The sequence below is a fragment of the Neisseria weixii genome (assembly GCF_002327085.1).
Classification (GTDB): domain Bacteria; phylum Pseudomonadota; class Gammaproteobacteria; order Burkholderiales; family Neisseriaceae; genus Neisseria; species Neisseria weixii.
Window position 1 is genome coordinate 1,669,238 of record NZ_CP023429.1, and the last position, 20,627, is coordinate 1,689,864.

Genomic DNA, 20,627 nt, shown 5'->3' on the forward strand with positions numbered 1-20,627 from the left:
TTATTCTAAGTGATTCACCATGAACCTGATTATCCAAAATACGCTGCCGCTTGATACGCCGCCTCATCCACAAGCCGAACAAGATTACGTTGAGCTCGAATGGTATGAAGCCGGCCGGCACATTTTACGCAAAACAACAACCAACGGCAGAGACATCTCTTTCCGTATGCTGCAGGAAGGCCAAAGACTGAAGCACGGCGATATCGTATATTCCGATACCCGGGTATTCATCCGAATCACCATCAAACCCTGCGCAGCCATCGTCATCGCGCCTAAAAATCTGCCGGATATGGCACGCGCATGCTACGAGATCGGCAACAAACATTCACCGCTTTTTCTCGAAGGCGACGAGCTAACTATGCCTTACGACAAACCGATGTTTCTCTGGCTTGAAGCAGCCGGTTTTCAGCCACAACAGGCTGAACGGCGCCTAAGCCTTGCTTTGCGCGCCAATTCGGCACCGGGTTTCGGCGGTCATCACTCACACAGTCACGGACACGGCCATTAAACTCACCGCCCTATTGCATCTTGCCGACCCTACCTTGCCTATCGGTGGTTTCAATCATTCCGCCGGCCTGGAAACCTTCGTACAAGAAGGTGCGGTGGACAGCATCAGCCGTCTGAAAGAATATGTAGAAACCCAACTTTTGCAAAATTGGATTCATAACGACGGCGCTTATGTTTCGCTGGCCTATTCAACCACGCTCGCCGGTGATGCCGAGACACTGGAAACACTCGACCATGATATTGAGTGCCGCGAAAACGCCGCGCGAAATCCGCGAAGCTTCGGTTAAGCTCGGCGTGAGGCTGCTGAAAATCTTTGCCCGATATGAAAGCCATCCGATGGTTAACGCATTTCAGACGGCCTTGACACAAAAACGGGTACAAGGGTTTTATCCGTTGGCTTTTGGCTTGATTGCTGCAGCGACAGTGCAAACTAAAGAAGATACACTGACCGCGTTTTACTATAACGCCGCCGTAGGTGCCGTAACCAACGGCGTGAAATTGATTCCGCTCAGTCAAAACGACGGACAAGATATTCTCTTTGCTTTACGTAAGACCATAGGACAGGCGGTCTCTCTCAGTATGACACCGATTTGAATTGGCTTGGCGTTGCCAGCCCAGCCGCAGACATTCGTGCAATGCAGCACGAACGGCTATATACACGGCTGTATATGAGCTAGGCCGTCTGAAACCGTTTTTCTTACTTAACTGATCAAAAACCCTATTTCCCTGTTTATATGTTTTGTTTAAAAGGACATTCAATATGAAATACACCATGAAAACCATTTTGGCCGTAACACTGGCAGTAAGCATCTCCGCCGCTTTCGCCCATCCGGGGCACGGAGCAGAAGGCGGTTTCGCCGCAGGCTTCCTACATCCTATCGGCGGACTGGATCACATTCCTGCTATTTTGGCTGTCGGCTTGTGGGCAGCAACATTTGAAGGCAAAGCCCGATGGGTACTACCGGCCGCTTTTATCAGCATGATGGCCATAGGCTTTTTCTTCGGCCTCAACACGGGCACCATAGCCATGACCGAACAAGGCATTGCCGCGTCTGTTTTGGTCATCGGTTTGGCCGCATCTTGGCTACAACGCTTGCCCATAACCGCTGCGGCGGCAATGGCGGGGGCCTTCGCACTCTTTCACGGCCTGGCACACGGAGCTGAAACAAGCGGCGGAGCCATCGGATTTGCAACAAGCTTCGTCATCAGTACCGCGATACTGCATGCCGCCGGATTCTTAGCCGGTGCTGTTTTACGTCAAAACGTATGGATGACACGCAGTCTCGGTACAGCCATCGGTTCATTCGGCCTCTACCTTTTGTTGGCTTAAACCTACCGATTGCACTGAAATAATACGCAAATATTCTACGGTCGATCGCATCATCGGCCGTTTGAAATCTCTCCCTATACATACGACAGAAGCGACAACGCAGGCCAATAACCAGCCCTTTAATTAAAAACGCTTCATTTTCATATATTTTTTAAGGAACATTATGCGCAACTACATCAAAATCGGCGTTGCCGGCCCGGTAGGTGCAGGCAAAACCGCCCTCATCGAGAGGCTGACCCGAAAAATTGCCGGCAAATACAGCGTTGCCGTAATCACCAACGATATCTACACCCGGGAAGATGCTGAATTTCTCACCCGCAACAGTCTACTACCGCCTGAACGCATTATGGGCGTGGAAACCGGTGGCTGTCCGCACACAACCATCTGCGAAGATGCCTCTATGAATCTCGAAGCGGTAGAAGAAATGGCGCAACGCTTCCCCGATGTTGAAATTATTTTCATCGAATCAGGCGGTGATAATCTTTCTGCCACCTTCAGCCCTGATTTGGCCGATGTCACCATTTTTGTAATCGATGTCGCACAGGGCAAAAAAATTCCGCGCAAAGGCGGGCCGGGCATCACCCGTTCCGATCTTCTGGTGATTAACAAAACCGACTTGGCTCCGCATGTTGGTGCCAGCCTTGAAGTAATGGAACACGATGCCCGCAGAATGCGTGGTGGGCAACCTTTTGTTTTCACCAACCTGATGAAAGACGAAAATCTCGACTCGGTGATCGGCTGGATACAAAAATACGCGTTATTGGAAAACCGCGACGAACCGGCCGGATTGGTTCGCTAAGCCTTAGAGCCGGCTTCTTTCTTTTCTTGTTACAAAATAGGTGTTTGACAGGAAATAAAAATAGCCGGCTTAATCAGTCGCCATGAGGTTTTTATCTTTCAACAATTCCGTTGGCCCGTTTCGGATTTAACCAGTAAAACAAACAGCCTGCAAACATCCGCTTTCCGACCTACTTTTATTCATCAAACAAAATATGTATAGCAAGCTTTCCCTCTCCACCCAAGCGAAAAGCGGACGCACAATACTCCAAAATAATTTTGCGTCTCCGCCATTAAAGCTGATGAGTCTTCCCTATGAGCCCGACGGCATACTTCGCGTCGTACAAATATCCTCATCCCCGGGCTTGCTCGGCGGCGATAGCATTGATATTGAAATCAAACTCTCACCGCATACGGCGCTCTCGCTTCATACCCAATCCTTCACACATATTGGAAATGGACGAAGGTAAACAAGCACGGCAACATACGCACATTTCCCAACAAGCCGGATCCAGTCTCTGCTATCTCCCTCATCCTTTGGTATTACACAAAGGAAGCACATTAGTACAAACCACCGAAATCGAATTAGATGATGATTGCGATTTGATCTATGGTGAAATTCTTGCCTCTGGCAGAATCCGCAATGGTGAGTCATTCAAATTTAACCGCTTTTCCTCACATCTGGTTATCCGACACGGCAAAAGAAAGCTGGTTACCTATAATATCCAATGGCAGCCCGCCAGCCAACATCCCTCTGCTTTAGGACAGATGGAAGGTTACACACACCAGCTCAATCTTTTCTATGTGAATACAGCTCATTCCTCACTTGATATGCGAAGCAAAGTCGGCCGGCTTTATAACAGAATAAGCAGCAACCATCCCTCGGAAAGCATTTTATGGGGAGTGAGCCAAGCTGATGATTCCGTACTTTGCCTGCGTGTGCTGGCTGACAATGCATATAGTCTGCAAGAGATTTTAAAAACGGCGGCCACCTTACTTCATCCTACACAATCCTCCCCTTTAAGTGCGGCTTTCTTTAAATGAGCCTTCCCAAACCACCGAATCCAACCCTATAAAGTAGATTAAAATGGAAACCATCCGAACAATACTGACCGGCATCAGTCAAATCTTTCTGCAACGAAATACGCTCTCAGGCGCATTAATTGCCATTGGCATGTATTTTAGCCATCCAGCCCTATGCGCCGCCTGTCTGCTCGGCTCCCTTACCGGCACTCTGACCGCCCGCCTGATGCGCTTTCCCGAAAATGAAATTAGCCAAGGACTCTACGGTTTTAATGCCAGCCTTGCCATGATGTGCATCCTCTTCACGTTCGGACTCAATCACACCGCCAATCCGGCAGTATGGTTGCTGGGAATCTTCACAGCAGCGTTGACCGTACCCATTGTGAGCCTGTTTCTGCGCCACAACAAACCCGCCCTGACTTTTCCCTTCGTTGCCATCTGCTGGATTATGTATGGATTGACAACTTATTACGGTTTATTCGGTTTGACAAACACCCCCCTACCCGAACTGACTACCACTTCATCAGCCTTATCTATGCCGTTTTATGCCTGGGCAGAAGTCAATTTTGGCAGCAGTCCTCTCACCGGATTGTTCCTGCTGGCAGCCGTTGCAGTCAACAGCCCCGGCTCCGCCATGTGGGCAACTGCCTCCGCCGTATTCGCTGCAAGCATCGCACACATCCTATTCGGTATCGAGCCCAACCTATTGGCAAATGGCCTCTATAGTTATTCTGCGATTCTTATCGCTTGTATGTTCTACGGTAAGCGTACAACAGATTTCTATTACGCTCTCACTGCAGTATTCCTGGCCGTACCGATCCAATATGTGACTGCCGCGACAGGTCTGCCTCCTTATACTTTTGGCTTTATCGCTGCCGTTTGGATCATGCTCTTCATAAAAAAAGCAATCAAACAATATACAACCGCCTACCAAACGACATAAAACGAAAAGGCCTAAAAAACTGTAAGAAAAGCTAGCGTTATTGGCGAGAATCAACTTTGGGCAACAACTGGCGCGGCCGCTGGGCGCATCGGGCGTGCCGCAATTGGCGGCGGAACGCGACGGGCGGTTTGAATTGCTGCCCGGCCACTTATTGTTTGAACAAGCAGGGCTGTTGCCGGATTATTTGAAGTAGCGTATCCAATCAAACAGGCCGTCTGAAAAGTTTGAACTACATCTTTTAAAGTTGGAGGGGCGCCCAACTTCTTGGGGCAGTTCAATTTTTCAGACGGCCTTTTTCTTTCTGCATTAAAATAACACCTACCCAATCACAAACCCAACCGCAATATGTCTAAAAAAATCCTCATCATTTCCCCAAGCTGGATTGGCGACTGCGTCATGACCCAGCCGCTTTACCGCCGTCTGCACGAACTGCATCCGGGCTGCACCATCGACGTGTTCGCTCCGAAGTGGTCGTTGGCGGTCTTCGAGCGCATGCCGGAAGTGAACGAGATTCTGGAAAATCCGTTCGGCCACGGCGCATTGGATTTGAAAAAACGCTGGCAAGTCGGGCGCGCACTGGGCAAACGCGGTTACGACCAAGTCATCGTGCTGCCCGGCTCGCTTAAATCCGCCATCATCGCCTTGGCCACCGGTATCAAACAGCGCACCGGCTACGTGGGCGAATCGCGCTATATTTTGCTCAACGACATCCGCAAGCTCGACAAAACCGCCCTGCCGCTGATGGTTGACCGCTATACTGCGCTTGCCCATCCGAGCCAAGCTGATTTCAACGGCCATTCCGGCCAGCCTCTGTTCCAAATTGATGCCGCCAGCCAGCAAGCCGCTTTAGTCAAACATGGCCTAAATACCGACAAACCGATCATCGCCTTCTGCCCCGGCGCAGAATTCGGCCCCGCCAAACGCTGGCCGGCGCGCCACTTTGCCGGTTTGGCACAAAACTATCTGGCCAAAGGCTGGCAGGTTTGGCTGTTCGGTTCGCAAAAAGATTTTGACATTGCCGAAGAAATCAACCAGCTTTCAGACGGCCTCTGCACTAATCTATGCGGCAAAACCTCGCTTTCCGAAGCCATCGATTTACTGGCCTGCGCCGAAAACGTAGTCTGCAACGACAGCGGTCTCATGCACCTTGCTGCCGCGCTCGACCGCAAACTTGCCGCTTTGTACGGCTCGTCCAGCCCCGACCACACACCGCCTTTGAGTAATCAAGCCGAAATCGTCAGCCTCAATCTCGACTGCTCGCCTTGTTTCAAACGCGAATGCCCGCTGGGACACACCGATTGTCTGAATAAAATTGAGCCGCAAATGGTCGAACAGGCTTTATTTAAAATTCATGTAGAACAGGCATAATTGCCATAATAAAAGCCATGCCGTCTGAAAAATTTCAGACGGCATGGCTTTATTTCACAATATATCACCAATTAAATCATGAGTTTAGTCTTGTTTCACTTGTCCAAACAATTCCCTATGCTGCTGCAACAATTTTTCCTTATCATCTTTAAAATCCAAGATTTGTTCAAAACGCTTTAACACCGCATGCGCGGTATCTGCAGCCGATGCGGCAATATACGGATCTTGGCTGTTGGCGGCAATACCGGCCAACACTTTTTGCATAGTCAGCCCGACTTCGGCCGCACCTGCGCCGTCGCGGGCAATAGGTAAGAATGTTTGCGGCACCCATTGGCTGCTGTCGGCGGCAATGATAGACAAACGGTCATATTGTGCGCCCCCGCCTTCGGAATGGGGCTTAGTCAGCAAACGCAATATCATCACCATCACGCTGATGGCGGTACCGGGGTCGTTGATGCCGGGCGACAACGCGCGCTGGGCGGCTTCACTCAACACGTTCAAGCCCCATTGCGGATCTTGCGCATAGGTACGCTCTTGACTGATGACGAAACACCCGACAAATTTATCGATTAAATCCGCATCGCCCTGACCGGCAGACAAACACGCCACCACGGTGTTTGGCGTCAACAACTTGCCCGGCCGCACGATAATTGAGACATAAGTTTCATGCTCTTCCGCCAGCTTTTGCAGCGACATCATGTCGATGTGGGTGAGATAACCCGGCTGCTTGGCATAAATCGGACGCACGGGTTGCTGCAAGCTGCCTTTCCACGCGGCGCCCATATCCGTTGAGATGTAATAGTGATCCAGCGCGCTTTCAGTTTTGGTGCTGATTTTCTGCAGCGTGTTGCCCAAACTGCCCAGTTGCGACAGGGTAAACACCCAACGAATCAACGTCACAATCAAATACACCATGACCGCAATCGTGCCGACAAACAAAATAAAACGGCCGTTTTGCCCGTAATATTCCATGCCTAGCGCCGTTTTGGCAATCACGGCGTAAATAAACGCGGCAATAAAGCTGGCGATGGCGGTGCGCGTGTTGTCATCGGCCATCACCAAATTCATGGCGCGTGGAGTCGCGCCGTTGGCCGCCGATGAAAATGCCGACACCATAATCGACAGCGAAAACGTACTCACCGAAAGCATACTTGATGCCACAATGCTCAACAGGCCGTCTAAGGTGCTGCGTTCAATATCGGGCAAAATGCCCGCTTGCAGCATATCGCCGAAAAAGCGCGCAATAAACGCAAAAATCACGGCAAAAACCGCCCAATAAGCGGGCACCAGCCAAAGTTGGTTGGCCGGTTTTTTAACGGCAATCAGCCAGCGGTAAAAAGTATTGGTCATGAATTCAATAAAATGCACAAACAAAACCCGATTATAAATCAATCAGGCAAACAAACCTATTCCCGCCGCATTTTGCCAAGCCCACGCTTTTTTGCTTGAATTCCCTTTCAGACGGCTTTATCATCGTTGTCAATCTCGTTCATATAAACAAAGGCACACATCATGCAGGATATTCAACAATACGTCCGAGATACCGCCACCGCGGCCAAACAGGCTTTCTATCTGATGGCAAACGCCACCACCGCGCAGAAAAACGCCGCACTGTTGCGCATGGCCGAATTGATTGCGCAACACCAAACCGCCATTCTCGCTGCCAACGCGCAAGACATGGAAAACGCTACCGCCAAAGGCTTAGATTCTGCCCTGCTCGACCGCTTGAAGCTGACGGAAAAAACCGTCGAATCCATGTGCGAAGGTTTGCGCCAAGTGGCGGCGCTGCCTGACCCTGTGGGCGAAATGGACGAATTCCGCATCCGCCCGAACGGCTTGCAAATCGGCAAAATGCGCGTGCCGCTGGGTGTCATCGGCATCATTTACGAATCTCGCCCGAACGTCACCATCGATGCCGCCGCTTTGTGCCTGAAGTCCGGCAATGCCTGTGTGTTGCGCGGCGGCAGCGAAGCCTTTGAAAGCAATATGGCGATTGCCAAACTCATCCGCCAAGCCCTGACCGAAAACGACTTACCGCCGGCCGCCGTGAGCGTGATTGAAAACACCAGCCGCGAAAGCGTCGGTGCCATGCTGCAAAGCCCTGAACTGATTGATGTCATCATTCCGCGCGGCGGCAAATCGCTGGTTGCCCGCATTGCCGCCGAAGCACGCGTGCCGGTAATTAAGCATCTCGACGGCATTTGCCATGTGTATATCGACCAAGCCGCCGACACGCAAAAAGCCATTGAAATCGCTTTCAACGCCAAAACTTCACGCTACGGCACCTGCAACACCATGGAAACCCTGCTGATTCACGCCGCACGTGCTGAAGAAATATTGCCTTTGCTGGCGGAAAAATACGCTGAAAAAAAAGTTGGGCTGCGCGGTTGCGAACGCACTTTGGCGATTTTGCCGAGCATCAACGCTGCCACCGAAGAAGATTGGGACACCGAATACCTCGCCCCCGTTTTGGCGGTAAAAATCGTCGATGACTTGACCCAAGCCATTGCCCACATCAACACCCACGGCAGCCACCATACCGATTCCATCATTACCGAGTCTTACACCGATGCACAAATCTTCCTGCGCGCGGTGGACAGCGCCAGCGTGATGGTCAATGTATCCACCCGTTTCGCCGACGGCTTTGAATACGGCTTAGGCGCGGAAATCGGCATTTCTACCGACAAAATCCACGTGCGCGGCCCGGTCGGTTTGCACGGCCTGACTTCGCAAAAATGGGTGGTATTGGGCAACGGGCAGGTTCGCATTTAAACTTTATTATCAAGGCCGTCTGAAACCCATTTTCTTTTCAGACGGCCTTTTTACACCAGTCAAAAAAGGAGCCATCATGACAATACCATTCACCACCGCCGATTTAATCGACATCGCTCCCGATACCCCATCGTGCGAAATTCAGTTTAAAAGCTTCGGCAAAAAACGGTTCTGCGGCAAAATCCGCACCTTAAAATGAAAATGCTTCCGCGACAACAGCATCCTGCGCCAAACCTTTAATCAAGCATCCGATGGTGAAGTTTTGGTTATCAATGGCGGCGGCTCGTTGGCCTGCGCATTAATGGGCGACATGATTGCCGAAGAAGGCCGTAAAAACGGCTGGGCAGGTATCGTCATCTACGGCGCCATCCGCGACAGCGTAGCCATCGGTCAAATGGATTTCGGCGTAAAAGCGTTTGGTACCAACCCTCGCCGCAGTGCAAAAAACAACTAGGGCGAAACCGACATACCGCTTGAATTCGGCGGCGTCACCTTCATCCCCGGCCACTATCTCTACAGCGATGAAGACGGCATTTTGGTTGCCGAAAAGCCTTTGTTTTGATTGAAAGCCCCATCATAAAAGGCCGTCTGAAACCCCTACACCAATTTCAGACGGCCTCATCATTGATATAACAAAATCATCTTTATTATAAACAAACCATTCTTTCCCATTTTCAGGCGGCCTCGTTAAAGTATCGGCAAACCCAATATGAAGGAACGCACATGACCGCCACCACTGCCCCATTACTCCGTTTCATCACCGCCGGCAGCGTCGACGACGGCAAGTCCACCCTGATCGGCCGCCTGCTTTACGACAGCAAAACCCTGCTGACCGACCAAATCGACAAGCTCAACAAAGCCTCTGAAAACGGTGACACACCCGATTTCGCCAGCCTCACCGAGGGCTTGGCCGCCGAGCGCGAACAAGGCATCACCATCGATGTGGCCTACCGCTATTTCGCCACTCCCAAACGCAAATTCATCATCGCCGACACCCCGGCCATGAACAATACACCCGCAACATGGTCACCGGCGCATCAAGCGCCGAGGCCGCCATCGTCTTGGTCGATGCCACCCGCGTTGATTTCAGCGGCGAAGAACCGGTTTTACTGCCGCAAACCAAGCGCCACAGCGCCATTTTGAAACTGCTCGGCTGCCCGAACATCATTGTCGCCGTCAACAAACTCGACCTGCTCGATTTTGACGAAGGCAAATACCAAGCCATCACCGCCGCCTATCAAAAGCTTGCCCAACAAATCGGCCTGAATGCTGATGTGCATTTCCTGCCCATCAGCGCATTGAAAGGCGACAACATCGTTAACGCCAGCGCGCAAACGCCGTGGTATCAAGGTTTGCCCCTGCTGCCCTTATTGGAAAGCCTGCCCGTCTCCCGCAAAGACGCGCTTGCCCAAGCCGCCCATTTCCCCGTACAACGTGTGGCGCGCCAAGACGGCAGCAGCAGCGACGATTTCCGCGGCTACCAAGGCCGTTTGGAAGCAGGCCGTCTGAAAGTGGGCGATGCAGTCAAAGTATTACCCAACGGCCAAACCGCCAAAATCGCCGAGATTTACAATCCGAACGGCAAAACCGATACTGCCGAAGCCGGCGAAGTATTGACCATTACGCTCGACACCGACATCGACATCTCTCGCGGCAATGCCATCGTCGCCGCCGACAGCCCTATTGAGCCGAGCCAGCAATTCCAAGCCGCATTGTGCTGGTTTGACGATATTCCACTCAATCTGCGCCGCAAATACCTGCTCAAACACACCACCCAAACCACCGCCGTGAAAATCAGCGAAACCGCCTACGTTTGGGATGTAAACACCTTGAGCCAAGTGCAATCGGCCACCGAATTGAAACTCAACGACATCGGCCACATCAGCTTCAAAACCCAGCAGCCGCTTAACACCACGACTTATGAGCAAAATCAGGCAACCGGTGCATTTATCCTGATTGACGAAGCCACCAATCACACCGTCGCCGCCGGCATGATCCGCGAGGGTGATGAAGCAGGGACGTTTGAGATTTGAAACCGGTTTCGTTGTCAAATAAAAATGCCGTCTGAAAGATATGCTTTCAGACGGCATTTTTGTTAAGTTTAGCAAAAATATGCCATAATGTTTTGATTGTTTTAACCGGTCTAAGACATGGCTAACGATATTACTTTCAATAAAACCTTTTCCCGTTGGGCAGCTTATCGCTCCGGACTGAAACTAACTTTTGTTTTTTGGCTTTCACTCATCTTAGCATTCAGCTTAGAGCGTTTTCTCATGCTGAATCATTTCGTTTCCGAAAATATTACCCAACAATATCGTGATGATATTACCTCGCTGTTTTTAAAAGGCTTATTGTTTGATATTAAAGCCTCATCGCTCTTATCTGCCATCGCCTTTCTTTTGCTTCTGATAAGTTTAATCCATCCGATATTGGCACGCGTTTATCAAAAAATCCACAAAAAGCTTTTAACCTTATTGTTCATCATTTCCATCGCCTTTGCCTTGGGCAACTGGTTTTATTTCTCTGTTTATGAAAAGCAATTTGATGTTTTTGTCTTTGGGCTGTTTGATGAAGACACCAATGCGGTTGTTAAAACCATTTGGTCGGATTACCCCGTTATTTCCGGCAGCTTGGCATTGCTGGTTCTGGGTGGGTTATTTGCTTGGTTGCTCAACAAATTACCACACCCTAATCAACAGGCAGCCGCACCGGTATGGCTGTGGGTTGCCGGTATTGTGCTGCCATTATTGGCGTTGACATTGGGCATTCGTGGTTCGGTAGGTAAATTTCCTTTGCGCCAAACCGCCATGCAGATTTCCGCTGCCCCGCAATTAAACAAACTGGTTCCCAATGCCTTGATTTCTTTAGACTGGGCAAGAAAAGAATACCGCAACAGCAGCCGTTTTAAGCCTGTCAGCAATGCAGACGGCAGCCGCATAATCAGTCAACTGCTGGAAACTGAAGCAACTGCTGATTTGCAGCAGCTGGTAAAAACTACGCCTGCCAACCCTGCCGTAGCGCAGAAAAAACCAAATGTCGTGCTGGCCGTGATGGAGAGCATGAGCAGCCATTTATTGGATTTCGACAATGTCGAAAGAAACTTATTAGGCCGTCTGAAACCACATTGGCAATCAGATTGGGTATATAAAAAGTTTATTTCTGAAGGCGATGGCACCAGTGATACCCTACACCGCCTGTTTGTGCGCAGCCCCCGCTTAGACTTAAGCCAATCAATTGCGAAAAACAAAACCTTCATCAGCAATATGTTCAAACCTTATGCCGATGCCGGTTATCACATCGTTTATCTCACCGCAGGCAACGGCGGCTGGCGTGATTTTGATACCTTCCTGCGTCATTTGGGTGTGGGTGAAATCATTGATGAAAATGGCTTGAAAGACCGTTTTCCGGAAGCAAAATCCAGCACATGGGGTATTCCTGATGAGTATATGTTCCGCTACGCAGAAGAGTTGCTGCAAAAAGCAGAACAGCAAAAGCAACCTGTATTCATCATGATGCTGTCTGTCACCAACCATCCGCCTTACCGTTTACCCGATACGCAACAAAGTATCGATTTCCGCTTAACAGAATCCGAAGCCGGCCGCTTAAAAGCATTGGCGAAAGGCAAAGAACTGAATGAGATTTTCAACACCTTCCGCTACAGTAACGACCAATTGGGCAGCTTTATCGGCAACGTGAAACAAACTGCTCCGGATACCATTATCGCAGCGACAGGCGATCATAATATGCGTGCCATCGGTTATCCCGAAGCCGATGAAGTGGCTTTAGGACATGGTGTGCCGTTTTATCTTTATGTTCCTGAGAAATACCGCCATCAAGCTGTATATCAACCGGAGCGAGCCGGTTCACACAAAGATGTTTTACCGACGCTGTATCATTTAAGCCTGTCTGAAACATCTTATTACGACACCGGCTGCAATCTGACTGCGCCACAAGCCGATTCGCCTTGGTGCGGTTATGGTTACAATAAAGAAGTACTGATTACTGAAAACGGCTTCTATCATCTGCATAATCAAAAATTCCACCCTTGGTCTAAAACACAAGGAGATTTGCATGCTGATGCGCCTACGCAGCCGAATGAGCATGACCTGAAACACATCAAAAAAGGCAGCGTGTACACGGAATTTCTCGAATGGCAAATTAACCGAATCGTCACCGCCCAGTAATAATAATGCCGTCTGAAAACAAACCTTTCAGACGGCATTTTCTGATTTCTAACCAATCACACCGCCGCTTCGCTGCGCTCACCCGTGCGGATACGGATCGCCTCTTCCACCGGATAAACAAAAATCTTGCCGTCGCCGATTTTGCCGGAGCGGGCGTTTTCGATGATGGCTTCGATGGCGCGTTCGACGTCGTGATCGGCCAACACCAGCTCGATTTTGACTTTCGGCAGGAAATCGACGGCGTATTCGGCGCCGCGGTAAATTTCGGTGTGGCCTTTTTGGCGGCCGAATCCTTTCACTTCGGTCACGGTCATGCCGGTGATGCCGATTTCGGTTAAGGCTTCGCGCACGTCGTCGAGTTTGAAGGGTTTGATGATGGCTTCGATTTTTTTCATGGCTGGCTTTCTATTTGTTTTTCAGACGGCGTGGTGTCATCATGAAGGCCGCCTGAACAGGAAAAGATGACTGGAAAATTATCACAATCCGCTTTTTTATTCAATCGCGTTTTGTGATGTGAATTGTTGACACTTTGCGGCAAATACCCAAGCAAAACAGCCTTATTATGCGTATAATGCCGTTTTCCCAACCGCATTTGAGAGCCGAATCCATGTCTGTTGTTTTGCCCTTGCGCGGCGTTACCGCCCTGTCTGATTTCCGTGTTGAAAAACTGTTTCAAAAAGCAGCCGCCGCCGGCCTGCCTGAAGCGAAGCTGGAAAGCGAATTTTGGTATTTTGTCAGCAGCGAAAATACTTTAGACGCTGCTACCGTTGAAAAACTGCAAGCCTTGCTGGAAGCCGAAAGTGTTGCCGAAACACCGAAGCCCGCCAATGGCTTGCATTTATTTTTGATTACTCCGCGCTTAGGCACGATTTCGCCTTGGGCTTCCAAAGCCACCAACATTGCGGAAAACTGCGGCCTTAAAGGCATCGGGCGCATTGAGCGCGGCATGGCGGTGTGGATTCGCGGCGATTTGACTGCCGAGCAGCAGCAACAATGGGCGGCGCTGTTGCACGACCGCATGACCGAAAGTGTGTTGACCGACATTGACGCGGCGGCACAATTATTCCACCACATCCAATCGGAAACGTTCTCAACCGTCGATTTGTTAAACGGCGGCAAAGAAGCCTTGGTAAAAGCCAACAGCGAAATGGGCTTGGCCTTGTCACCTGATGAAATCGATTATTTGGTCGAAAACTATCAAGCCTTAAACCGCAATCCGAGCGATGTCGAGCTGATGATGTTTGCCCAAGCCAACTCGGAACACTGCCGCCACAAAATCTTCAATGCCGATTTTATTTTGAACGGCGAAAAACAGCCTAAATCGCTGTTCCGCATGATTCGCGACACCCACGAAGCCCATCCTGAAGGCACGGTCGTGGCGTATAAAGACAATTCTTCCGTAATCGAAGGCGCGAAAATCGAGCGTTTCTACCCGAATGCCGCCGATAACCACGGCTACCGTTTCCACGAAGAAGACACCCACATCATCATGAAGGTGGAAACCCACAACCACCCGACCGCCATCGCCCCATTTGCGGGTGCGGCCACCGGTGCGGGCGGTGAAATCCGTGATGAAGGTGCGACCGGCAAAGGTTCGCGCCCGAAAGCAGGTTTGACCGGCTTTACCGTTTCCAACCTGAATATCCCCGGTTTGGAACAGCCTTGGGAACAAGCCTACGGCAAACCCGGCCACATTGCTTCGCCTTTAGACATCATGATTGAAGGCCCGATTGGCGGCGCGGCGTTTAACAACGAATTCGGCCGCCCCAACCTGCTGGGCTATTTCCGCACCTTTGAAGAAAAAGTCGACGGCCAAGTGCGCGGCTATCACAAGCCGATTATGATTGCCGGCGGTTTGGGCAATATTCAGGCGCAACAAACGCATAAAGACGAAATCCCTGAAGGCGCATTATTAATCCAACTCGGTGGCCCGGGCATGCTGATTGGCCTCGGCGGAGGCGCAGCTTCGTCTATGGATACCGGCACCAATGACGCTTCTCTAGACTTTAACTCTGTCCAACGCGGCAACCCTGAAATCGAACGCCGTGCGCAAGAAGTCATCGACCGCTGCTGGCAGCTGGGCGACGGCAATCCGATTATCTCCATTCACGACGTGGGTGCCGGCGGCTTGTCAAACGCCTTCCCTGAGTTGGTCAACGACGCCGGCCGCGGCGCGAAATTCAAGCTGCGCGATGTGCCTTTGGAAGAACACGGTTTAACGCCGCTGCAAATCTGGTGTAACGAATCGCAAGAGCGTTATGTGTTGTCGATTTTGGAACAAGATTTAGACACCTTCCGCGCCATTTGCGAACGCGAACGCTGCCCGTTTGCCGTGGTCGGCGTAGCCACCGATGACGGTCATCTGCAAGTGCGCGATGATTTGTATGACAACAATCCGGTCAATTTGCCGCTGAATGTTTTGCTCGGCAAACCGCCTAAAACCACCCGTAACGACACCACCGTAACGCCGTCTGAAAGCCGGTTTGACGCCTCTGCCATCGACATCACCGAAGCCGCTTACCGCGTGCTGCGCCTGCCGACTGTGGCTGCGAAAAACTTCCTGATTACCATCGGCGACCGCAGCGTGGGCGGTATGACCCACCGCGACCAAATGGTCGGCAAATACCAAACACCGGTAGCCGATTGCGCCGTGACCATGATGGGTTTCAACACCTATCAAGGCGAAGCCATGTCTATGGGGAAAAACCGACCGTCGCCCTGTTTGATGCACCTGCTTCCGGCCGCATGTGTGTCGGCGAAGCGATTACCAACATCGCCGCCGTCAACATCGGCGACATCGGCAACATCAAACTTTCCGCCAACTGGATGGCTGCCTGCGGCACCGAAGGCGAAGACGAAAAACTCTACCGCACGGTAGAAGCCACGTCGCAAACCTGCCAAGCCTTGGGTTTAAGCATTCCGGTCGGCAAAGACAGCTTGTCGATGAAAACCGTATGGCAGGATGAAGGTGAACAAAAATCCGTGGTATCGCCTTTGAGCCTGATCATCACCGCCTTTGCACCGGTGAAAGACGTGCGCAAAACCATCACGCCCGAATTGCAAAACGTGCCGGACAGCGCCTTGCTGCTGGTGGACTTGGGCAACGGCCAAGCACGCATGGGCGGCTCGGCTTTGGGTCAGGTGTATAACCAAATGGCAGGCCAAGCGCCGGATATTGAAGCAGGCCGTCTGAAAGCGTTTTACAACGCCATTCAACAATTGGTTACCGAAGACAAACTGTTGGCCTACCACGACCGCGGCGACGGCGGCTTGTTTGCGACCTTGGCGGAAATGGCATTTGCCGGCCGCTTGGGTTTGGATGTGGATATCAGCGTATTGACCACTTCGCAAGCAGACCAAAACGCTGCCGCTGCCCGTGCATTGTTTAATGAAGAATTGGGTGCAGTGATTCAGGTAAACGCAGCCGACTTAGCTGCTGTGGAAGCCTTGTTTGCCCAAGCCGGTATTCACATACACCGCATCGCCACCTTGGCGGCCGACGAAAAAATCATTATCCGCAACCAAAGCGGTATCTTGTTGGAGCAAACCCGTGCCGAGCTGCAACGCGCATGGCAAGAAACCAGCCACGCCATTCAAAAGTTGCGCGACAATCCGGCCTGCGCCGACAGCGAGTTTGCCTTAATCGGTGACAACCAACGCAGCGCCCTGTTTGCCGATTTGACCTTTGATGTCAACGAAAACATTGCCGCGCCATTTATCAACAGCGGCAAGAAACCGAAAATCGCCGTATTGCGCGAACAAGGTGTCAACGGCCAAATCGAAATGGCCGCCGCCTTTACCCAAGCCGGTTTTGATGCGTATGACGTGCATATGTCCGACCTGATGAGCGGCCGCGTGAACCTCGATACCTTCCAAATGCTGGCGGCATGTGGCGGTTTCAGCTACGGCGACGTATTGGGCGCAGGTGAAGGCTGGGCGAAATCGATTCTGTTCCACCCTGCTTTGCGCGACCAGTTTGCCGCCTTCTTCGCCAACCCGAACACGCTCACGCTGGGCGTGTGCAACGGCTGCCAAATGGTCAGCAACCTGGCCGACATCATTCCGGGCACAGCCGCATGGCCGAAATTCAAACGCAACGAAAGCGAACAGTTTGAAGCGCGTTTGACCATGGTTAACGTAACCCGATCACCATCGCTGATTTTGAACGAAATGCAAGGTGCCAGCTTGCCGGTGATTGTCAGCCACGGCGAAGGCCGCGCCGACTTTGCACTCAAAGGCGGCCAAGTGCCGGCCGATTTGGCGATTGCGCTGCAATACGTGGATGGTTTGAACCAAGTCACCCAAACCTACCCGCTCAACCCGAACGGCTCGCCGCAAGGCATTGCCGGTGTCACCACCGCCGACGGCCGAGTCACCATCATGATGCCGCATCCGGAACGCGTGTTCCGCGCCGCGCAAATGAGCTGGAAGCCTGAAGATTGGACGGAACAATCCGGCTGGGCACGTTTGTTTGGCGGTGCGCGTAAAGCGTTGGGTTAATCCACAAGCAAGGATTTGCATATCAAGGCCGTCTGAAAATTATGTGGCATAACACTGCAATATTTTTCAGACGGCCTTTTTTAAAACGCCAATCCAATGGCTAAAGCCACATCACTTAAGACAGAACAAATGAAACAATCCAATCCGCAAATACTCGCCGTTCATGCACTTGCCGCTGAAAACAGGGAATGGTTTATCCGATCCTTGCAACAGGCATTCCGTCAGGCATTTAAAGATGAATTGGCGGAAAACGAAGAAATCATCAGCCGCAAAGAAATCGAATCTTGTACGCAGGGCGATCAGGCTCAATGCCTGCAAATTGAAGCCGATGGCAATATAGTGGGCGGCGCGGTGATCAATATTAACCCACACACTCCAACATAACGGGCTGGAACTCTTTTTCATCTGCACCGGCCAGCACGGCAAAGGACTCGGCCAACAGGCTTGGAAACTGATTGAGCAACGCTATCCGCAAACACAGGTTTGGGAAACGCATACGCCCTATTTTGAAAAACGCAACATCCATTTCTATTTGAAATGCGGTTTTAAAATTGTGGAATTTTATGTCGAGCCTTACCCTGCTCCCGATGAGTCGGAGCCTCACAGCCACGCTATGCTTGACGAAATGTTCCGTTTTGAAAAAGAAATAAATTACCACTCTACAATAGGCCGTCTGAAAAACACTTTTCAGACAGCCTCAGCCTTTTGGCATTCTGTCCTAGATAGCGTATGATAAAGCCTGATTTGCTTTCTAGGCCGTCTGAAACATGAAACACGCTTTTATTCTCAGCGATTGCGAGTATCCGGAATGCGACACCAAACCGTTTGCCTTGCTGACCGCCAACCCGACCAAAATGCATCATTATGTCGCACAAACCGAGCAGCGGCAGCATGCGCATAATTCGTCGGTAGGTCCGCAAAACCAAAATGTTTACCGCCTGCCGATCAGTCTGTTTCACAAACCTTACCGCGGCGAAGTGGATAATGTAAACATCATCACCAATCTGGCCGCCAAAAATCTTTACACACTGGCCTTTGTTGAAAATTCGCCCAACCAATACAATCTCGAAAGCTGGTTCAACCGCCATGAAAGCGGCTACGAAGATTCATGCCAACTATTGCGCAACCTGCCTGCAGGCCGTCTGAACGCACCCGATGCCGTTTGGCGGATTCTGCGCTTGAAGCTGTTGGGCATTTTGCGCAATCCGAACAACCACAAAACCTTGTTTGCCCACCGCCTGCATCAGGCCATCCGCCGCCAATTGCCCGAAGTGAGCCGCGAATTTGTGCATTTAATCCGCGCCCGCGACCCGAAGCGCATCCGCTCGATTTTGCAGGATTTCGATTTCAATTTTCACGGTTACGTCAATTGGCTCTCGAATCTTTACGGTATGTTGAGTGACGGCGTGTCGCAGCCTTCATTGTTTGAACAGATGTTCCGCGCGGCGTTTGACGTACCCGAAGCGGTGAAAATCGAGCTTTACCGCTATCCCGACAATTCGGGCTTGTGCCTGTTTAACGACCGCTCGTTTTGCCTGCAGGAATCAAAAAAAGAAATCAGCGTCGGCGTAAACCTCACCCACGATATGTTCGTCATTGTGCATGTGCAGCTTGATTTATGGCGCACGCTGAAAAGCGAGTTCCCCCACAAACAAACGCGCAAACAAGGCGAAATCCATATTTACGACCACAACCAAACCCAACGCCTGACCTACAACCGCTTAACCATCAAACAAGCCCGCGCTGCCGTGTACGGTTTGAGCCACAACCATCGCGATTATGTGCAGGAACAAGCCGAGGCCTTTGCAAAACCCTAGATTTGAACACAGTTCAAAATTGTAGCAGCGCAGAAAGTGAAGACATATCATGAAGATAGGCAAGCTTTCGAGCAGCACACAACGAAGAAATGTGCCAAAGATAGAGATTTTGCAAAGATCTCGGGCCGTCTGAAAAAAGGAACAACATGAAAATCACCCCAGTCAAAGCATTCAACGACAATTATATTTGGATGATTCAGGACGGCAATCTGGCCGTCTGCGTCGATCCGGGCGATGCGACGCCGGTATTGAAATTTTTAGTCAACAACCGCTTGATGCTCGCGCAAACATGGATTACCCACCACCATGACGATCACCGTGGCGGCGCGGCCGCCTTGTGGCGCACATTTTTAGAATCACCGGTTTACGGCAACAGCGACATCCCCGAAGCGACCCGCCGCGCCGAAGCCGGTTTGCAGATTCCGTTTGGCGACGGCTTGGCCACCGTTTGGACCACACCCGGCCACACCTGCCGTCATTTAAGCTATCTGTTTGAAACTTCAGACAGCCTGCATGTTTTCTGCGGCGATACCTTGTTCAGTGCAGGTTGCGGCCGTGTGTTTACCGGCACGATTGAAGAATTGTTCGACAGCTTCCTGCGTTTCAACCAATTGCCGGAAAATACCTTGTTTTACCCCGCTCACGAATACACCGTATCCAACCTGCGCTTTGCCGCCCACATCGAGCCGGACAACGCCGATATTCAGACGGCCTTGCGCGAAGCCGAATCCGCCAGCGCCCCAACTCTGCCGGTAACGCTGCTGCACGAGCGCAAAGTCAACCCGTTTTTGCGCGTCGGCCTGCCACAGGTTTGGGAACGTGTGGAAAGCTTAAGCGGTAAGAAATTTGCTACGGAGTTGGAAGTGTTTGCCGCCTTGCGTGAATTGAAAAATCAATTTTAAGACCGAGACCTTATATATTGCGTCCCATTACAGGGGCATTTTTAACCAACGTAAAGCCCCTTTAACAAAGGGGCTTTATTCATGTGCATCGTATTCTACACCGTCAATCCCGAACCGCCGACTATTCCAAAGTCGTTCATTGTGCGTATCTTCAAAGAAGACGGCAATTCTTCCCATTGCCTTAAAACCGTTAATTTCCCCATCTCTTCGCCTGACCGAATTTGTAAAACCCAAAATGGAGCTAAGGAATACGGCAGATTGTTTGTCCGTGAAATCATGAGTAAGGAAATTTCGCAATGATGAACAAGGAAATTAAGAAAGCGCGTGCAGCCGCGTTTGGCGGCGGCAGCGTAAGCGACGCGCCAAACGCGGCTTCATGCGCCGATATGGCGCCCCCTTATCTAACAGGGGGGAGCAGAAACCGGAGCGGCTTTGAGTACCGAACAGGAAACCTTATATATTGCGCCCCATGAAAGGGGCATTTTTAACCAACGTAAAGCCCCT

The 20,627-nt window shown here is 51.1% G+C and carries 19 protein-coding genes and 3 pseudogenes; 19 read left to right on the plus strand and 3 right to left on the minus strand.

Annotated features, from left to right (window positions below; translation table 11 throughout):
• The first annotated feature begins 19 nt into the window (after nucleotides 1–19).
• From ureE to waaF, 9 genes are all read left to right on the plus strand, one after another.
• Nucleotides 20–508: an urease accessory protein UreE gene (ureE, locus tag CGZ65_RS08445; protein WP_096295525.1), complete on the plus strand. Its 489-nt coding sequence runs from the start codon at nucleotides 20–22 to the stop codon at nucleotides 506–508.
• 34 nt (nucleotides 509–542) lie between these two features.
• On the plus strand, nucleotides 543–794 hold the full coding sequence (locus CGZ65_RS14705) for an urease accessory UreF family protein (RefSeq protein ID WP_198345265.1): 252 nt from the start codon (nucleotides 543–545) through the stop codon (nucleotides 792–794).
• Nucleotides 742–1,101 carry an urease accessory protein UreF gene (locus CGZ65_RS13415; RefSeq protein WP_198345266.1) on the plus strand — a complete coding sequence of 120 codons (360 nt, stop codon included), beginning with the start codon at nucleotides 742–744 and terminating at the stop codon, nucleotides 1,099–1,101. The genes CGZ65_RS14705 and CGZ65_RS13415 overlap by 53 nt, the downstream gene beginning before the upstream one ends.
• A 166-nt stretch (nucleotides 1,102–1,267) precedes the next feature.
• Complete coding sequence (locus CGZ65_RS08455; RefSeq protein WP_096295526.1) at nucleotides 1,268–1,837, plus strand: HupE/UreJ family protein; 570 nt, start codon at nucleotides 1,268–1,270, stop codon at nucleotides 1,835–1,837.
• 163 nt (nucleotides 1,838–2,000) lie between these two features.
• Nucleotides 2,001–2,636: an urease accessory protein UreG gene (gene ureG / locus CGZ65_RS08460; RefSeq protein WP_096295527.1), complete on the plus strand. Its 636-nt coding sequence runs from the start codon at nucleotides 2,001–2,003 to the stop codon at nucleotides 2,634–2,636.
• 434 nt (nucleotides 2,637–3,070) lie between these two features.
• Nucleotides 3,071–3,658: an urease accessory protein UreD gene (locus CGZ65_RS08470; protein WP_123804380.1), complete on the plus strand. Its 588-nt coding sequence runs from the start codon at nucleotides 3,071–3,073 to the stop codon at nucleotides 3,656–3,658.
• A 43-nt stretch (nucleotides 3,659–3,701) separates the two neighbouring features.
• Nucleotides 3,702–4,580, plus strand: coding sequence for an urea transporter (locus CGZ65_RS08475; protein ID WP_096295530.1), 879 nt, complete (start codon nucleotides 3,702–3,704; stop codon nucleotides 4,578–4,580).
• A gap of 40 nt (nucleotides 4,581–4,620) precedes the next feature.
• Nucleotides 4,621–4,773, plus strand: a complete 153-nt coding sequence (locus tag CGZ65_RS12915; protein WP_157742757.1) for a hypothetical protein — start codon at nucleotides 4,621–4,623, stop codon at nucleotides 4,771–4,773.
• A 152-nt stretch (nucleotides 4,774–4,925) separates the two neighbouring features.
• Nucleotides 4,926–5,948, plus strand: a complete 1,023-nt coding sequence (gene waaF, locus CGZ65_RS08480; protein WP_096295531.1) for a lipopolysaccharide heptosyltransferase II — start codon at nucleotides 4,926–4,928, stop codon at nucleotides 5,946–5,948.
• Nucleotides 5,949–6,032: 84 nt separating this feature from the next.
• Here the strand turns inward: waaF and CGZ65_RS08485 are convergent, their stop codons facing one another.
• Nucleotides 6,033–7,298 carry a DUF2254 domain-containing protein gene (locus CGZ65_RS08485; RefSeq protein WP_096296148.1) on the minus strand — a complete coding sequence of 422 codons (1,266 nt, stop codon included), beginning with the start codon at nucleotides 7,296–7,298 and terminating at the stop codon, nucleotides 6,033–6,035.
• A gap of 162 nt (nucleotides 7,299–7,460) precedes the next feature.
• Between CGZ65_RS08485 and CGZ65_RS08490 the strand changes: the two genes are divergently transcribed.
• From CGZ65_RS08490 to CGZ65_RS08505, 5 genes and pseudogenes are all read left to right on the plus strand, one after another.
• The gene (locus CGZ65_RS08490; protein WP_096295532.1) at nucleotides 7,461–8,720 is read left to right on the plus strand and encodes a glutamate-5-semialdehyde dehydrogenase; all 1,260 of its coding nucleotides are present in this window, start codon (nucleotides 7,461–7,463) and stop codon (nucleotides 8,718–8,720) included.
• Between the two features lie 76 nt (nucleotides 8,721–8,796).
• Nucleotides 8,797–8,919 carry an RraA family protein gene (locus tag CGZ65_RS14930; RefSeq protein WP_332457911.1) on the plus strand — a complete coding sequence of 41 codons (123 nt, stop codon included), beginning with the start codon at nucleotides 8,797–8,799 and terminating at the stop codon, nucleotides 8,917–8,919.
• 12 nt (nucleotides 8,920–8,931) lie between these two features.
• Nucleotides 8,932–9,282: pseudogene (gene rraA, locus CGZ65_RS08495) on the plus strand (ribonuclease E activity regulator RraA); the annotation flags it as partial.
• Nucleotides 9,283–9,443: 161 nt separating this feature from the next.
• Nucleotides 9,444–10,753, plus strand: a pseudogene (locus tag CGZ65_RS08500) (sulfate adenylyltransferase subunit 1).
• Nucleotides 10,754–10,993: 240 nt separating this feature from the next.
• Nucleotides 10,994–12,904, plus strand: coding sequence for an LTA synthase family protein (locus CGZ65_RS08505; protein WP_232507407.1), 1,911 nt, complete (start codon nucleotides 10,994–10,996; stop codon nucleotides 12,902–12,904).
• A 56-nt stretch (nucleotides 12,905–12,960) separates the two neighbouring features.
• On the opposite strand, the gene CGZ65_RS08510 is transcribed toward CGZ65_RS08505, so the two are convergent.
• Nucleotides 12,961–13,299: a P-II family nitrogen regulator gene (locus CGZ65_RS08510; protein WP_095501990.1), complete on the minus strand. Its 339-nt coding sequence runs from the start codon at nucleotides 13,297–13,299 to the stop codon at nucleotides 12,961–12,963.
• Nucleotides 13,300–13,511: 212 nt separating this feature from the next.
• On the opposite strand from CGZ65_RS08510, the pseudogene purL reads away from it, so the two are divergent.
• Nucleotides 13,512–17,404: pseudogene (gene purL, locus CGZ65_RS08515) on the plus strand (phosphoribosylformylglycinamidine synthase).
• Nucleotides 17,405–17,533: 129 nt separating this feature from the next.
• The gene (locus CGZ65_RS08520) at nucleotides 17,534–17,788 is read left to right on the plus strand and encodes a hypothetical protein (protein ID WP_096295534.1); all 255 of its coding nucleotides are present in this window, start codon (nucleotides 17,534–17,536) and stop codon (nucleotides 17,786–17,788) included.
• Here CGZ65_RS08520 and CGZ65_RS14710 read toward each other — a convergent pair.
• Entirely contained in the window at nucleotides 17,766–17,900 is a 135-nt protein-coding gene (locus tag CGZ65_RS14710) for a hypothetical protein (RefSeq protein ID WP_255419126.1), read from the minus strand. The genes CGZ65_RS08520 and CGZ65_RS14710 overlap by 23 nt on opposite strands.
• Nucleotides 17,901–18,171: 271 nt before the next feature.
• Between CGZ65_RS14710 and CGZ65_RS08530 the strand changes: the two genes are divergently transcribed.
• From CGZ65_RS08530 to CGZ65_RS08540, 3 genes are all read left to right on the plus strand, one after another.
• Nucleotides 18,172–19,221, plus strand: coding sequence for a hypothetical protein (locus tag CGZ65_RS08530; protein ID WP_096295535.1), 1,050 nt, complete (start codon nucleotides 18,172–18,174; stop codon nucleotides 19,219–19,221).
• 146 nt (nucleotides 19,222–19,367) lie between these two features.
• Nucleotides 19,368–20,123, plus strand: coding sequence for a hydroxyacylglutathione hydrolase (gloB, locus tag CGZ65_RS08535; RefSeq protein WP_096295536.1), 756 nt, complete (start codon nucleotides 19,368–19,370; stop codon nucleotides 20,121–20,123).
• Nucleotides 20,124–20,204: 81 nt separating this feature from the next.
• Nucleotides 20,205–20,423: a hypothetical protein gene (locus tag CGZ65_RS08540; RefSeq protein WP_096295537.1), complete on the plus strand. Its 219-nt coding sequence runs from the start codon at nucleotides 20,205–20,207 to the stop codon at nucleotides 20,421–20,423.
• Nucleotides 20,424–20,627: the final 204 nt, after the last annotated feature.